The sequence below is a fragment of the Pseudomonas sp. IPO3778 genome (assembly GCF_013386825.1).
GTDB lineage: Bacteria > Pseudomonadota > Gammaproteobacteria > Pseudomonadales > Pseudomonadaceae > Aquipseudomonas.
In genome coordinates this window covers 19640-34812 of sequence record NZ_JACARC010000043.1, presented here as the reverse complement: position 1 = coordinate 34812, position 15173 = coordinate 19640, and the positions used below count along the sequence as shown (strand labels likewise).

11 protein-coding genes are annotated in these 15173 nt (G+C 61.2%); all 11 read right to left on the bottom strand.

The annotated features are described in order from the left end of the window. Positions 1–50 precede the first annotated feature (50 nt). The 11 genes from HX855_RS23135 to HX855_RS23085 all read right to left on the bottom strand — a co-directional run bounded on the left by HX855_RS23135 (position 51) and on the right by HX855_RS23085 (position 15114). Entirely contained in the window at positions 51–1067 is a 1017-nt protein-coding gene (locus HX855_RS23135; RefSeq protein WP_177089462.1) for a class I SAM-dependent rRNA methyltransferase, read from the bottom strand. Positions 1068–1110: 43 nt separating this feature from the next. Next, complete coding sequence (locus tag HX855_RS23130) at positions 1111–1986, bottom strand: oxygenase MpaB family protein (protein WP_177089461.1); 876 nt, start codon at positions 1984–1986, stop codon at positions 1111–1113. A 6-nt stretch (positions 1987–1992) separates the two neighbouring features. Then, positions 1993–3930, bottom strand: a complete 1938-nt coding sequence (acs, locus tag HX855_RS23125; protein ID WP_177089460.1) for an acetate--CoA ligase — start codon at positions 3928–3930, stop codon at positions 1993–1995. 105 nt (positions 3931–4035) lie between these two features. Continuing rightward, a complete protein-coding gene (gene pgi, locus HX855_RS23120) occupies positions 4036–5700 on the bottom strand; it encodes a glucose-6-phosphate isomerase (protein WP_177089459.1) in 1665 nt (554 codons plus the stop codon). Between the two features lie 228 nt (positions 5701–5928). Continuing rightward, positions 5929–6780 (bottom strand): pantoate--beta-alanine ligase, encoded by an 852-nt coding sequence (gene panC / locus HX855_RS23115; protein ID WP_177089458.1) that lies wholly within the window; start codon positions 6778–6780, stop codon positions 5929–5931. Continuing rightward, positions 6777–7577, bottom strand: coding sequence for a 3-methyl-2-oxobutanoate hydroxymethyltransferase (gene panB / locus HX855_RS23110; RefSeq protein WP_177089457.1), 801 nt, complete (start codon positions 7575–7577; stop codon positions 6777–6779). Before panB ends, panC begins: the two co-directional genes overlap by 4 nt. Before the next feature lie 349 nt (positions 7578–7926). Continuing rightward, complete coding sequence (gene folK, locus HX855_RS23105) at positions 7927–8415, bottom strand: 2-amino-4-hydroxy-6-hydroxymethyldihydropteridine diphosphokinase (protein ID WP_177089456.1); 489 nt, start codon at positions 8413–8415, stop codon at positions 7927–7929. Positions 8416–8419: 4 nt separating this feature from the next. Then, on the bottom strand, positions 8420–9826 hold the full coding sequence (locus tag HX855_RS23100) for a polynucleotide adenylyltransferase PcnB (protein WP_010174368.1): 1407 nt from the start codon (positions 9824–9826) through the stop codon (positions 8420–8422). A 711-nt stretch (positions 9827–10537) separates the two neighbouring features. Next, on the bottom strand, positions 10538–11977 hold the full coding sequence (locus tag HX855_RS23095) for a sigma-54 dependent transcriptional regulator (RefSeq protein WP_177089455.1): 1440 nt from the start codon (positions 11975–11977) through the stop codon (positions 10538–10540). A gap of 22 nt (positions 11978–11999) precedes the next feature. Beyond that, a complete protein-coding gene (locus HX855_RS23090) occupies positions 12000–14954 on the bottom strand; it encodes a sensor histidine kinase (protein ID WP_177089454.1) in 2955 nt (984 codons plus the stop codon). Next, positions 14938–15114: a hypothetical protein gene (locus tag HX855_RS23085; protein ID WP_003176118.1), complete on the bottom strand. Its 177-nt coding sequence runs from the start codon at positions 15112–15114 to the stop codon at positions 14938–14940. The genes HX855_RS23090 and HX855_RS23085 overlap by 17 nt, the downstream gene beginning before the upstream one ends. Positions 15115–15173: the final 59 nt, after the last annotated feature.

Genomic DNA, 15173 nt, shown 5'->3' with positions numbered 1-15173 from the left:
CCGAAGCAACGGGCCTTTATTACTGCGTTCCGGCCTCTTTGAGACAAGTCTTACAGCTGCAGGATCAGGGTCTTCAGCGGTGGTTGCTGGTCTTGCGACGGGAAGTCTGCGCCGGGTGTCATGATTTGCCAGTCGCGCACCGGCCGCCCGGCCTTTTCGGCGCAGCGCAGGACCTGGTCGCGCCAGTCGTCCATGCTGACTTTTGCGAGGTTGTTGCAGCAGATCAGCACGCCGTTATCGGCAGTGGCCAGCAGTGCCGGTTTGAGCAGGCTTTGATAGTCGCGCAGCAGGTCGACCGTGCCGAAGGCGCTCTTGGCCCAGGCGGGCGGGTCGAGCAACACCAGGTCGTATTGGCGTTGGTCCAGGCGTGGATAACTCGGCAGCTTGTGACCGCGCCGCTGGCTGATGGGCAGTCCGGCCAGTTGGCGGATGGCCGGGAAATAGTCGGACTGCACGAATTCCATCGTCGGCAATTGCGGGTTGAGCTGACCGTTTTCGCGACCGACCGCCAGGTTGCCCTCGGCAAAGTCCAGGTTGCACACCTCGCGGGCGCCACCGGCCGCGGCGCTCAGGCCTACGCCGCAGGTGTAGGCAAACAGGTTGAGCACGCTTTTGCCGGCACTGTGGGCCTTGACCCAGCCGCGGGTGTTGCGCAGGTCCAGGAACAGCAGCGGGTCCTGGCCGGCGTGGCGGCCGCGTACGCGGTAGTTGAGGCCCCATTCATGGCCGATCAAGTCGCCCAGAGCCGCCGGTTCGGCGCGGTACACCGTGTCTTCACGGTCGATGCGCGAGTTGCCCCGGGAGCGGTCGTTGTAGACCAGCAGCAGCTCAAGCCCCAGGTGCTGGTTGATCGCCTGATGCAGTTGCAGCAGGTCGTCACTGGCCAGCGATTGGTGAAAGCTTTGCACCAGCAGTTGCGGGCCGTAGCGGTCGATAGTCAGGCCGCCGGCGCCTTCCTGGCTGCCGTGGAACAGGCGATAGCAGTCGGTGCCTTGGGCATGCAGCTCGGCAAGCAAATCCTGGCGATGATCGAGGGCGGCGCGCAGCGCCTGATTCAAGGGGGACATAGTGCGCGCCTTGCAGGGTCATTGGGGCGCGGGAGTTTAACAGTTATGGCTCCAGCAGGCCCATCCGCCTGTGGGCCCGCTGCACCGAGCCATTGCGCATGGCCCAGCGCAGCAAGGGCGCGCTGCGCTTGACCCCGGCGCGGATCAGTTGGCGCTGGATCGGGCTTTGTTGCTGCCCGAGCATATCGCTGGCCCAGTCCGGCAGCAGGTCGATACCGGCCTGCATCATCAGCGCGCCAAACGGCTTGGCCAAGGTGCTGGGGGACGGCGCATTGAGCAGCAGGCGCAGTACTTCATGGCTGCGTTGGTCACACAGCAGTTGTGGGCGAATACGCTCAAGGTAATCGGAAATTTCCTGGCGTGAACGCGGCACATGGCGCGCGCCCAACTGCTCGGCCACCAGGGCTATTTCGCTGTAGTAACGGTCCTGATCCCTGGGTGATAAATCCGGGTTGCGATAACGCAGGTGGGCGGCGAGAAAGTTGCTGACCTCCGCCACATGCACCCAGGTCAGCAGTTCCGGGTCACTGGCTGCATACGGTCGACCATCCGGCGCATGCCCCACCACTTGCAGGTGGATGGTGCGCACTTTTTCGATCAGCCATTCGGCGTCCCGCCGCGAACCAAAGGTGGTCCCGGAAATAAACTGCGAGGTGCGCCGTAAACGCCCCAGCATGTCCTGCCGAAAATTCGAGTGGTCCCACACGCCGGCCAGCGCCAGCGGGTGCAACGCCTGCAACATCAGCGCGCTGATGCCGCCAATCAACATGCTGCTGAAGTCGCCATGGACCTTCCAGCTCATCGAGTTCGGCCCAAAGAGACCTGGATCGCCCTTGGGGTTTTCCAGGTCGAGTTGACCCAGCGACAAACCGGTCAGGCTCATCAGCTGGTGTTCGATGCGGCTGCGAATGAATTCCATGGGTTCCTATCGGTTGAGGCGCTTGTCGATCAGGCCATCCACCACGCTCGGGTCGGCGAGGGTGGACGTGTCCCCCAGGCTGTCCAGCTCGTTGCAGGCAATCTTGCGCAAAATCCGCCGCATGATCTTGCCTGAGCGGGTTTTCGGCAAGGCCGGCGCCCATTGAATCAGTTCCGGCTTGGCGAAGCTGCCTATTTCCTTGCTTACCAGGTCCAGCAGGTGCTTTTTCAGCACATCGTCGGGCTCTACGCCGTTCATGGGCGTGACGAAGGCATAGATGCCCTGGCCTTTGACGTCATGGGGGTAGCCCACCACCGCGGCCTCGGCGACCTGATCATGCAGCACCAGGGCGCTTTCCACCTCGGCGGTGCCGATGCGGTGCCCGGACACGTTGATCACATCGTCGATGCGCCCGGTGATCCAGTAATCACCGTCCTCATCCCGCCGTGCGCCATCGCCGGTGAAGTAGTAGCCGGGATAAGGTTTGAAGTACGTGTCGATCATCCGCTGCGGGTCGCCGTATACACTGCGGATCTGCCCCGGCCAGCTGGATTTGATCGCCAGCACGCCGCTGCCGGCGCCGCTGATTTCCTTGCCTTGCTCATCAAGCAGCACCGGCACCACGCCAAACATCGGTTGGGTGGCGCAGCCGGGTTTGATGCGCTGGGCGCTGACCAGCGGGCTGAGCATGATGCCGCCGGTTTCGGTCTGCCACCAGGTGTCGACAATCGGGCAGCGTTGTTCGCCGACCGCGTTGAAGTACCAATCCCAGGCTTCCGGGTTGATCGGCTCGCCGACGCTGCCCAGCAGCCGCAGGCTGGCGCGTGAGGTGTTTTCCAGGGGGCCATGGCCTTCACGCATCAGGGCGCGCAAGGCCGTGGGCGCGGTGTAGAAGATGTTGACCTGGTGTTTGTCGATCACCTGCCAGAACCGCGAGCTATCCGGGTAACTCGGCACGCCTTCGAACATCAGCGAGGTGGCGCCATTGGCCAGCGGGCCGTAGACGATATAGCTGTGGCCGGTCACCCAGCCCACATCGGCGGTGCACCAAAACACTTCGCCGTCGCGGTAGTCGAGCACGTACTTGAACGTCATCGCGGCTTGCAGCAGGTAGCCGCCGGTGGTGTGCAACACGCCTTTGGGTTTGCCGGTGCTGCCGGAGGTGTAGAGGATAAACAGCGGGTCTTCCGCGTCCATCGGCTCGGGCGGGCAGTCGTCGCTGACGGCCTCCAGGGCCTGTTGATACTTGAGGTCGCGCCCTTCAGTCCAATTGACTGCCGCGCCAGTGCGCTGCACCACCAGTACCGTGCTGACACCCGGGCAACTGGCCAGGGCCTTGTCGACATTCTGTTTCAGCGCCACCGGCTTGCCGCCGCGCACGCCTTCATCGGCGGTGATCACCGTGCGGCAGTCGGCGTCGAGAATCCGGTCGCGAAGAGCATCCGGAGAGAAACCACCAAACACCACCGAATGCACCGCGCCGATCCGCGTGCAGGCCAGCATCGCGTAGGCCGCTTCGGGGATCATCGGCATGTAGATGCACACCCGGTCGCCTTTCTTCACGCCACGGCTTTTCAGCACGTTGGCCAGGCGGCTGACGTTTTGGTGGAGTTGGCGGTAGGTGATTTTGGAAGACGTTGCAGGATCGTCGCCTTCCCAGATGAAGGCCGGCTGATCGGCGCGTTGCGCCAGGTGACGGTCGATGCAGTTGTAGCTGACGTTCAGTTGGCCGCCGGCAAACCATTGGGCGGCGCCGGTAGTCATGTCGGATTTCTGGACGGTCTGCCAGGGCGTGCTCCAGTCGAGAAAGCGTTTGGCTTGCTCGGCCCAGAACGTATCAGGTTGTTCGACGGATTGGCGGTAGAGGCGCTGGTAGTCCTCTTGGCTGAGTTGCGCAGCCCGGCGGACGGCATCGGCGGTGGGGAACGTGCTGATATCGAACATGAGGGATCCTTATTCTTGTTTTTGCGACAAGCAATAAAGATGCACCCTGTGGCAGGTGGGTTCAAGGCCAACGTCCAAACAGACGTTGGCCTTGCGGGCATTACATCAACCGCGGTGACGGCCGCGGAAGTAGTTGATCAACCCTTGGGTGGACGCGTCGTCTGCAGGCTGCTCTTCAGTGCCGGTCAGGCGGTTGTAGACGCCTTTACCCAGCTCTTTACCCAGCTCGACGCCCCATTGGTCGAAGGCGTTGATACCCCAGATGACGCTCTGCACGAACACTTTGTGCTCATACATGGCCACCAGTGCGCCAAGGCGGCGAGGGCTGATGCGCTCAACCACAAGGGTGTTGCTCGGACGGTTGCCCGGGATCACCTTGTGCGGTGCCAGCTTCTGCACTTCGGCTTCGTCCATGCCTTTGTCGCGCAGCTCGGCTTCGGCTTCGCTGCGGGTCTTGCCGAGCATCAGTGCCTGGCTCTGGGACAGGCAGTTGGCGTACAGCCACTGATGGTGGTCGGAGACCGGGTTGAAGCTGACGATCGGCACGATAAAGTCGGCCGGGATCAGTTGGGTACCCTGGTGCAGCAACTGGTGGTAAGCGTGTTGACCGTTGCAGCCTACGCCGCCCCAGATAACCGGGCCGGTGTCGGTGGACACCGGCGTACCGTCCTGGCGTACGCTCTTGCCGTTGGATTCCATGTCCAACTGCTGCAAGTGCTTGGTGATGTTACGCAGGTAGTGGTCGTACGGCAGGATCGCGTGGCTCTGTGCGCCCCAGAAGTTGCCGTACCACACGCCGAGCAGGCCCAGCAGCACCGGCATGTTCGCCTCGAAGGGCGCGGTCTGGAAGTGCTGGTCCATGGTGTAGGCACCGGACAGCAGTTCCTTGAAGTTGGACATGCCGATAGCCAGCGCGATCGGCAGACCGATGGCCGACCACAGCGAGTAACGACCGCCTACCCAGTCCCACATCGGGAAGATGTTCTCTTCGCGGATGCCGAAGGCCACGGCTGCCGCGTTGTTGCTCGATACGGCGATGAAGTGGCGATACAGTTCGGCTTCCGAGCCACCCTGGGCCAGGTACCAGGCACGGGCGGCCTGGGCGTTTTTCAGGGTTTCGAGGGTGTTGAAGGATTTTGACGAGACGATGAACAGCGTGGTCTCGGCGCGCAACTTCATGGTCAGCTCGTGGAACTCGCTGCCGTCGATGTTCGCCAGGTAATGGCAGCGCACGCCTTTGTGGGCGTAGGACAACAGTGCTTCAGACACCAGCTCCGGGCCGAGGAACGAGCCACCGATACCGATGTTCACCACGTCGGTGATCGGCTTCTCGGTGTAGCCACGCCACAGGCCGTCGTGGATGCGGCCGACCAGGTCAGTGATCTGGTTCAGCACTTTGTGCACGTCCGGCATGATGTTCACGCCGTTGACCGACAGCTTGTCGCCAACCGGGCGGCGCAGCGCAGTGTGCAGCGCCGGGCGGCCTTCGGAAGAGTTGACCGGCTCGCCGTTGAACAGCGACTTGATCGCGCCCTGAAGGTCGACTTCCTTGGCCAGGCCTACCAGCAGGTCGCGGGTTTCGCTGGTGATCAGGTTTTTTGAGTAATCGAGGAAAAGTCCGCAGCTGCTCAAGGTGAACTGGGTAAAGCGCTGGGGATCGGCATTAAAGGCTTCGCGCATGCTGAAATCCTGCATGGCTTGGCGATGTTGATTGAGCGCTTGCCAGGCGGGCAGAGCGGTAACGTCATGAGGAGTGCGGTAGTACGCCATCGCTGCGGGTTTCCTTTTTATTGCTGGGACTGCTCTTAGGACACTTTAAAGCCGGGAATGTCCTGTCGTTATGAAGAAGATGACAGGCTCCGGTCGACGCCAACGAATAGCGTAGGGCGAATACATTAAACCTAGCGTGTCGATCTGTCTTGGCTTTGTCTGCGCTGTGGCCGGTACTTTTTTATACCGGCCGATCAGGCAGTGCAACAGGCGGGGGGTGTTGCGGGGTCAGTTCAGGTGCAAATGCAGGTTGTCGATCAACCGTGTGGCGCCCAGGTAGGCGGCGACCAGAATCACCACGTCCTTGTCGTCCGCGGTGGCCGGGCGCAGGTGCACACCCTGGCGGACCTCCAGGTAATCCATGCGAAAGCCCGCCGCTTCAATCTGCTGGACCTGTGCCGCACGCAGTTTGGCGAAATCGCGCTCGCCCCCTTCAATCGCGGTGGCAATCTGGCTGAGGCTGCGGTACAGCACCGGGGCGATGGCGCGCTGCTCCTCGGTGAGGTAACCGTTGCGCGACGACAGCGCCAGGCCATCGTCGGCCCGTACGGTCGGCTCGCCGATAATCTGGATGGGCATGTTCAGGTCGTGGACCATGGCGCGAATGACCGCCAGTTGCTGGTAGTCCTTCTGGCCAAAGATCGCCAGGTCCGGCTGGACCATGTTGAACAGCTTGCTGACCACCGTGGCCACACCTTCAAAGTGCCCCGGACGGCTGGCGCCGCAGAGCCCTTCGGACAGTTGCGGTACGCTCACGCGAGTCTGGCCGGCCATGCCGTCGGGGTACATCTCGTCGACGGTGGGGGCGAACAGCAGGTTGCAGCCGGCTTGCAGCAATTTCTCCTGGTCAGCCGCGAGGGTGCGCGGGTATTTGTCCAGGTCTTCGCCGGCGCCGAATTGCAGCGGGTTGACGAAAATGCTCGCCACCACGAAGTCCGCTTGTTGCGCCGCTTTGGTGACGAGAGTGGAATGGCCGCTGTGCAGGTTGCCCATGGTGGGCACAAAGCCGATGCGCTTACCCGCATTGCGGGCATGGGCGACGGCGGCGCGCAGTTCGCGCACGGTCTTGACGGTGTTCATGCAGAGAACCCGTGTTCGGCGCCTGGGAAGGTGACGGCTTTGACTTCGCTGACATAGGCGGCGATTGCGGATTGAATGCTGTCCTGGCCGGTCATGAAGTTTTTCACGAACTTGGGGACGCGCCCGGAGAGGGACAGGCCCAGCATGTCATGCACGACCAATACCTGGCCGTCGGTGGCGGAACCTGCGCCAATGCCGATCACTGGTACTTTAACGGCCTGGGTGATTTCTGCTGCCAGTTCGCTTGGCACGCACTCCAGCAAAATCATGCATGCACCGGCCTGTTCGAGGGCGATGGCATCGGCCCGCATCTGGCGTGCCTGGGCTTCGCCGCGGCCTTGTACCTTGTAGCCACCGAGGATATTCACCGACTGCGGTGTCAGGCCCATGTGCGCGCAAACCGGCACGCCGCGTTCGGCCAACAAGCGGATCGACTCGGCAAGCCACGCGGCACCTTCAACCTTGACCATGTGCGCACCGGCCCGCATCAGCTTGGCGCTGTTGGTCAGGGTCTGTTCAACGGTGGCATCGGCCATGAACGGCAGGTCGGCGATGATGAACGCGCCTTCGTTACCGCGTTTGACGCAAGCAGTGTGGTAAGCGATGTCATCGGTGGTGACCGGCAGGGTGCTGTCATTCCCTTGCAGGACCATGCCCAGGGAGTCCCCCACCAGCAGCACTTCAACGCCGGCCTGGCAACTGGCCTGGGCAAAAGTGGCGTCGTAGCTGGTCAGCATGGTGATTTTTTCACCTTTGAGCTTGAGGCTCTGCAAGGTGCTCAGGGTAACGTTTGGCATGAAAAGGGTCCTCATTCAGGCGCTTGGAAACAGCGAGTAACGCGCGTGAGTCTTCGTTTATACAGGCGCACTTTCTTAAGGATCAGTGCTTATAAGGCCTGGATTGCGCCCTTTAGCGCCGGGTAGGCGGCAGCGGGACGCCTATAGTCGTGAGGAGGACTCTGGAAGTCAATTGGATGTGTTACCGCATTGTTACGGCGGGGGTGTTACCGCTGTTACTGATGCGTTTCAGCAGTAAAGGCTGACGTGGTACCTGTAGGCGCGAGCTTGCTCGCGAAGGTCGTTAACGATGACGCGGGAAGCCTGGCACCCAGCGGTGCTCTCAGGTTTTTCGCGAGCAAGCTCGCTCCTACAGGTCTGGAGGCAGGCGTTCCAGGCCGACAAACGGGCAGGCGTCCAGCAGGTCACTAAGCAAGCGGCCGTCTGCCAGTTGCAGGCCGGCGGGGGCCAGTTCAGCCAGTGGGTAAAGCGCAAACGCCCGCAGGTGCATTTGATAGTGCGGCACCTTCAGGCGGGGCTCATCGATCAGCCGTTCGCCAAATGCCAGGATGTCCAGGTCCAGGGTGCGCGGGCCCCAGCGCTCCAGGCGTTCGCGACCCTGATCGTTCTCGATGGCTTGCAGCGCATCGAGCAGTTCCAGCGGCGCAAGGGTGCTGTCCAGGGCGGCGACCGCATTGGTGTAGCGCGGTTGCCCCGGGAGCAGGGAATCACTTTGATAGAAGCCGGAGACGCCCGCCAGCGTGGTGTTCGGCAACTGCGCCAAGGCCTCGACGGCATGGCGCAACTGTTGTTCAGGGGCGGCCAGATTGCTGCCCATGCCGATGTAGATACGTTCCACGTGCTTACTCGCCCGATGCGCTCGAGGCGTCGCCAGCGCTGCGTTTGCGCTTGCTGCCACTGCTGCGGCGGCGCTTTTTCGGGCCATCGCCGGTGGCTTCGCCTTTGCTGCTGAGCTCTTTGATCATCTCGCGGCGCTGGCTGTCATTGGCGTCCTGGTAGTCGGTCCACCATTCGCCCAGGCCGTCGGTCTGTTCGCCGGCGCTTTCGCGCAGCAGCAGGAAGTCGTAGCCCGCACGGAAGCGCGGGTTGTCCAGCAGCAGGTCGGCGCGTTTGCCGCTGCGACGTGGCAGGCGCTCTTGCATGTCCCAGATCTCGCGGATCGGCATGGTGAAGCGTTTCGGGATGGCGATGCGCTGGCATTGCTCGGCGATCAACTCGTGAGCGGCTTCTTGCATGGCCGGGATCGCCGGCATGCCACGGTCCTGCAGGCGCATGACGCGTTTTGGAAGCGCTGGCCACAATAGGGCGGCAAACAGGAACGCCGGCGTGACCGGTTTGTTCTGCTTGATGCGCAGGTCGGTGTTGATCAAGGCTTCGCTGATCAGTGTGTGGGTGTAGGTCGGGTTGTACTCCAGTGCTTCGGCGCTGGCCGGGAACAAAGGGTCGAACAACTGCAGGTCTACCAGCATTTCGAAGGTGTCGGCGGCATAGCCGGAGAGGAACAGCTTGAGCACTTCTTCGAACAGCCGTGCCGACGGAATTTCCCGCAGCATCGGTGCCAGATCGCGAATCGGCGCCGCCGTGTGCTTCTCGATACCGAAGTTCAGCTTGGCGGCGAATCGCACGGCCCGCAGCATGCGCACCGGGTCTTCCTGGTAGCGTTGCGTCGGGTCGCCGATCAGGCGCAGCAGGTTGTTGCGGATGTCGTGTACGCCATTGGCGTAATCGAGGATGCGTTCGCTGACCGGATCGTAATACAGGGCATTGATGGTGAAATCGCGGCGTTGCGCGTCTTCTTCCAGGGTGCCGTAAACGTTGTCCCGCAGGATGCGTCCGCTTTCATTGCGGGAAGACTGGTTAGTGTCTTCTTCTTCATCGTTTTGCGGGTGGTTGGCGCGGAAGGTCGCGACCTCGATGATCTCGCGACCAAAGTGGATATGCACCAATTTGAAACGCCGGCCGATGATCCGCGCATTGCGGAATTCGGCACGCACTTGTTCCGGCGTGGCGCTGGTGGCGACGTCGAAATCCTTGGGAGTGATATTGAGCAACATGTCGCGCACGCAACCGCCAACCAGGTAAGCCTGGTAGCCGGCGTTCTGCAAACGTTCGACGATGTTCACCGCATAACGGCTGAACTGGGCGCGCTGCAGCGAATGCTGGCTGCTGTTAAGCACTTCAGGCGTGCTGCGTTTGTGTTGCGTACGACGCAAGGGAGAACGGAATGACTGGAACAACTTCTTCAGCATGGGATGCACTGTTTGAAGGAATGTTCGGCCATAACGAAGAATGACCGCATGATGGGCGGGGATTCTAGCATTTAGTCAGGTGATGGTGTAGGAACTAGCTGCAAGGCTTGAGCCAGAAGCTTAAAAGAGGTGTGGCAAGTGCCAAATCGCGGAAACTACAAGGGGAGCCGAAGCTCCCCCAGAAGTAGTTGCGTGCTCTATTTTTATTATTGGTTTCGGGCTTCTTGTTTTTGTTGATCGCCCTCGCCATGAAGCTTCACCTTCATGACACTCCCAATCGGGAGCCAAGAGCAAACGGATTGCTTTGGTCGCTGTGTTGCTGATCTACGATCCAACCAGTTCAGGCTCTGCCTTAGGGCAGTTTTTGTTGTTCTCGGCCTGGTTGCGGGGCAAGCCCCAAATGCAACGCCTCTCCAAAAGAATCAGTTAGCTGCGCCTCCGCCGTGTTGTTTTTGTTATGCGTGAGTCGATTCGTCTTATTTTTATTGTCTTGTACATTTGCTTGTTATTGTTTTTGTACTAAGCATATAGCAGGGTGCGTGCCAACTTTTGCGAGGCCCAGCAAAACAAGGGGTTTGAGGCGGTTTCTGGTTTTTTGAGGGCCAAAAAAAGCCGGGGCTTCGTTACCGTAAGCCCCGGCTTTTGTTACGCGAAAAATCAGCGGTAACAGTTTTTTCACATCTGAGGGTGTTACCTGTGGGGGCGACCCACTCAGCTTTCGCTGGCAACCCCGGTCTTGCGCCGCGGGATACCCAGGCGCTGGCGCCGTTCCCACAGGCATTTACGGCTGACGCCCAGCTTGCGCGCCAGTTCGGTCTCGGTCATATGGTCCTGGTGCTCAAGGACGAAATGCTGGAAGTAATCTTCCAGTGACAAATCTTCCGTCGGCTCGTGGCTGTTGTTACTGCCGCCGCCCTGCTGAGGGGGCAGGCCGATGAAGTCGTCATCGTCCAGGTCGCTGAGCTCGATATCGATCCCCAGCAGCTCGGCGGAAATTTCCGGGCTCTCCGACAGAATCACCGCACGTTCTACCGCGTTCTCCAGTTCCCGCACGTTACCCGGCCAAGAGTAGTGGCGGATGGCCTGTTCGGCATCGGCGGCAAACTTGAGGTCGGTACGGTTGATGCGCGCACTCTGGCGCGCCAGGAAGGCTGTGGCGATCTCGTTGACGTCGGCACCGCGCTCGCGCAGGGCTGGCAGTTTGAGCGCGATCACGTGCAGGCGGTAATAAAGGTCTTCACGGAACTGGCCGATCTTCGCCAGGCTTTTAAGGTCACGGTGAGTGGCCGCAATCAGCCGTACGTCAACCTTCTGCGACTGCACCGAGCCGACGCGGCGGATTTCGCCTTCTTGCAGAACCCGCAGCAGGCGGGCCTGAGCCTCCAGCGGCAGTTCGCCAATCTCGTCAAGGAACAGCGTGCCACCGTCGGCGGCTTCCACCAAACCCGCACGGCCAGCACTGGCGCCAGTAAAGGCGCCTTTTTCATGGCCGAACAATTCGGATTCGATCAGGGATTCGGGAATGGCTGCGCAGTTCACCGAGATCATCGGCGCCTTGGCGCGCTTGGACAGGTTGTGCAGGGCGCGGGCCACCAGTTCTTTACCGGTGCCGGACTCGCCCTGGATCAAGACATTGGAATCGGTTGGCGCGACTTTGCGGATCTTGCTGTACAGGTCCTGCATCGGCGGGCAGGAGCCGATGATGCCAATTTCGCCATTGCTGTTATCCACGCCGGGCTTTTCAGTGCCGTTGACGGCCTTGCCCGCTGCCGGGCGTTCAGCCGGCGTGCTGCTGGCGGATTGGCGGTCGCGCAGGATGCGGGCCACGGCCTGGAGCATTTCGTCGTGGTCGAAAGGCTTGGCGATGTAGTCCACCGCGCCCATCTTCATCGAGTCCACGGCAGAGCGCAGGCTGGCGTAGCTGGTCATGATCAGCACCGGGGTGCCTTGGCCGAGTTTGATCAACTCGGTGCCAGGGGCGCCCGGCAAACGTAGGTCACTGACGATCAGGTCGAACGTGGGAATGCTGAAACGCTCTTGGGCTTCCTGCACCGAGCCGGCTTCGCTGACCTGGTACTGATTACGTTCAAGCAGGCGACGCAAGGCAGAGCGGATAATGGTTTCGTCTTCGACGATCAAAATGTGCGGCATTGATTCAACTCTCTCGACGGTCTCAGTTCACAGCGGACGTCGCTTCGACATGACGCGGCAAGGTCACCCGAATACGGGTGCCGCGTTGGCTTTCGGTGTCAGCCGGGCTGTCGATGGTGATTTGTCCATAATGCTCTTCAACGATGGAATAGACCAGTGCAAGGCCCAGACCGGTACCTTCACCCGGATCCTTGGTGGTGAAGAAGGGTTCGAACAATCGGTCCATGATGTTCTGTGGAATGCCGCTGCCTTCGTCCTCGACGATCAGGTCGACCGTGTGCTCGAAAGCCTCGCTCTTGACCCGTACTGCGCTGCCGGCCGGCGATGCGTCGCGGGCGTTGGACAGCAGGTTGATCAGCACTTGGGCCAGGCGTTGTGAATCACCGTCGACCCAGTGTTCCGGGTCGCACAGGTTGAAGAACTGTACTTCGAAATTGCGCCGGTTCAAGGCCAACAGCCCAATGGCATCCTGGGCGACTTCGGCCAGGCACACGGCCTCGTCGTGATTCTGATGGGCGCCCGCGTGGGCAAAGCTCATCAGCGACTGCACGATGCGCGAAACACGCTTGGTCTGCTCAAGAATCTGCCCGCTGATCTCGATGATTTCGCCATCCTCTTCGCGCTCCTCCCGCAGGTTTTGTGCGAGGCAGGCGATACCGGTGATCGGATTGCCGATTTCGTGGGCCACGCCGGCCGCCAGGCGACCGATGCTGGCCAGGCGCTCGGAGTGCACCAGCTTGTCTTCGAGCATCTGTGTTTCGGTCAGGTCTTCCACCAGCAGCACCAGGCCGCTGTTGCCGGGCGCCAGGGGCTCGTCGATCGCTGCTTTGTGCAGGTTGAGCCAGCGGGTCTGGCCGTCCAGCGCCAGGTGCTGTTTGTGCAAGTGTTCGTCGGGCAGGTTGATAAAGCCCTGGAGCAATTCTTTCCACGGGTCGCCGATGGTGTTCAGGCGCGAGCCCACTACGCGCTGGGCGGCGATGCCGGTGAGCTCTTCCATGGCCTTGTTCCACATCAGGATCTCTTGATCCTTGGCCAGGGAGCAGACACCCATCGGCAGTTCCTGCAACGTCTGGCGGTGATAGCGGCGCAAGGCGTCGAGTTCGGCGGCAAGGCCGGTGAGGCGTGAGTGGTAATCCTCCAGCCGGCTCTCGATAAAGTGGATGTCTTCGGTCACGTAGTTTTCGCCGCCGGCCTTGTAGGGCAGGAAGGTCTCGACCATGTCCTGGGACACACTCGGGCCCATCAGGCCGGAAAGGTTGGCTTCGATGCGGTCCCGCAGGCGGCGCAACGCATAAGGCCGGCGCTCGTCAAAGGGCAGATAGAGATCGCGCAGGGCCTGCTCGACTTCCTTTTGTGCGGCCTTGGCGCCCAGGGGCTTGGCCAGTTGCGTGGCGAATTCCTGGGGCGAGGCGGCGTGCAGTTCACGGCGTTGCGGGCGGCGCACGTTATCCACCGCGCACGCTTCGGCCGCGCTGGTTTCTTCCGGGCTGGCGTTGGTGAACAGCGAGATCAGGGTGAACATCAGCACGTTGGCCGCCAGCGAAGCGATCGCCGCCATGTGCCAACTGGTGTCATCCAGCACGTAGATCATGTTCAACAGCGGGATGTAGAAGCCCTGCAGATTGCCCACCAGCGGCAGCAGCATGGTCACGATCCACACCAGGATCCCCGCCAGCAGCCCGGCGATGAAGCCGCGACGGTTGGCGGTCGGCCAGTACAGCACCGACAACACGCCCGGCAGAAACTGCAACGTGGCGACGAAGGCGACGATGCCCAGGTTGGCCAGGTCTTGCTCGGCACCCAGTAACAGGTAGAAGCCATAGCCGGCCATGATGATCGCGACGATCAGCGCCCGGCGGGTCCATTTCAGCCAGCGGTAGATATTGCCTTCGGCCGGCGGCTGGTAGAGCGGCAGCACCAGGTGATTGAGCGCCATCCCCGACAGCGCCAGGGTGCTGACGATGATCAGTCCGCTGGAGGCCGATAGCCCCCCGACATAGGCCAGCAGTGCCAGTGACTTGCTGTTGGCGGCAATGCCGACGCCCAGCGTGAAGTATTCCGGATTGGTGGTGGCGCCAAGCTTCAGGCCGGCCCACAGGATCAGCGGCACCGCCAGGCTCATCAGCAGTAAAAACAGCGGCAAGCCCCAGCTGGCGCTGACCAGCGAGCGCGGGTTGAGGTTTTCGGTGAAGGTCATGTGATACATGTGCGGCATCACGATGGCCGAGGCGAAGAACACCAACAGCAGCGTGCGCCATGGGCCTTCCTGCAACGGGGTGTGCAGCGCGGCCAGGGCGGTCTGGTTTTGCAGCAGCCACAGTTCCAGCTGTTGCGGGCCGTCGAATACGCCGTAGAGCGCATACAGGCCGACGCCGCCGATGGCGATCAGCTTGATCACCGATTCAAACGCGATCGCGAACACCAGGCCTTCATGTTTTTCACGGGTAGCAATATGCCGCGAGCCGAAGAAAATCGTGAACAGGGTGATCAGGGCGCAGAAGCTCAAGGCAACCCGGTGTTGCACCGGTTCGCGGGTGAGGATGCTGATGGAGTCGGCCACCGCCTGGATCTGCAACGCCAGCAACGGCAGCACGCCGATCAACATGAAGATCGTGGTCAGCGCACCGGCCCAGGTACTGCGAAAACGAAAGGCAAACAGGTCGGCCAGGGACGACAGCTGATAGGTGCGGGTAATTTTCAGAATCGGGTACAACAGCACCGGCGCCAGCAAGAACGCGCCAGACACCCCGAGATAACTGGAAAGAAAGCCGTAACCGTACTGATAGGCCAGGCCCACCGTGCCATAAAACGCCCAGGCGCTGGCGTACACGCCCAACGACAAGGTGTAGGTCAACGGATGGCGAATGATCGCCCGCGGAATCATTCCACGTTCACTGATCCAGGCTACCCCGAACAGCGCGGCCAGGTAGGCGGCGCTGATCAGCAGCATCTCGGTCAGGCTAAAGCTCATCGGCATCTTTTTGGCTCTGGAGGATGAAAGTCACGACGATCAGAATCAGCCAAAGCAGATAGGGCCGGTACCAGGCGCCTGTGGCGTCGATCCACCAATCCATGATGGCGGGAGAAAACAGGTAGATCCCGACGACCAGCAGCAGGACCAATCGATAGATGTACATGTTGGCCCTTGATTGAAATTGCGGAAATATAACGATTTTTTGTAGGAACGAGGGGGACG

Excerpts from the sequence above, each read along its gene's own strand:
- HX855_RS23135 (WP_177089462.1), bottom strand. The coding sequence starts at position 1,067 with ATGTCCCCCTTGAATCAGGCGCTGCGCGCCGCCCTCGATCATCGCCAG.
- HX855_RS23130 (WP_177089461.1), bottom strand. The coding sequence starts at position 1,986 with ATGGAATTCATTCGCAGCCGCATCGAACACCAGCTGATGAGCCTGACC.
- acs (WP_177089460.1), bottom strand. The coding sequence starts at position 3,930 with ATGTTCGATATCAGCACGTTCCCCACCGCCGATGCCGTCCGCCGGGCT.
- pgi (WP_177089459.1), bottom strand. The coding sequence starts at position 5,700 with ATGGCGTACTACCGCACTCCTCATGACGTTACCGCTCTGCCCGCCTGG.
- panC (WP_177089458.1), bottom strand. The coding sequence starts at position 6,780 with ATGAACACCGTCAAGACCGTGCGCGAACTGCGCGCCGCCGTCGCCCAT.
- panB (WP_177089457.1), bottom strand. The coding sequence starts at position 7,577 with ATGCCAAACGTTACCCTGAGCACCTTGCAGAGCCTCAAGCTCAAAGGT.
- HX855_RS23100 (WP_010174368.1), bottom strand. The coding sequence starts at position 9,826 with ATGCTGAAGAAGTTGTTCCAGTCATTCCGTTCTCCCTTGCGTCGTACG.
- HX855_RS23095 (WP_177089455.1), bottom strand. The coding sequence starts at position 11,977 with ATGCCGCACATTTTGATCGTCGAAGACGAAACCATTATCCGCTCTGCC.
- HX855_RS23090 (WP_177089454.1), bottom strand. The coding sequence starts at position 14,954 with ATGCCGATGAGCTTTAGCCTGACCGAGATGCTGCTGATCAGCGCCGCC.
- HX855_RS23085 (WP_003176118.1), bottom strand. The coding sequence starts at position 15,114 with ATGTACATCTATCGATTGGTCCTGCTGCTGGTCGTCGGGATCTACCTG.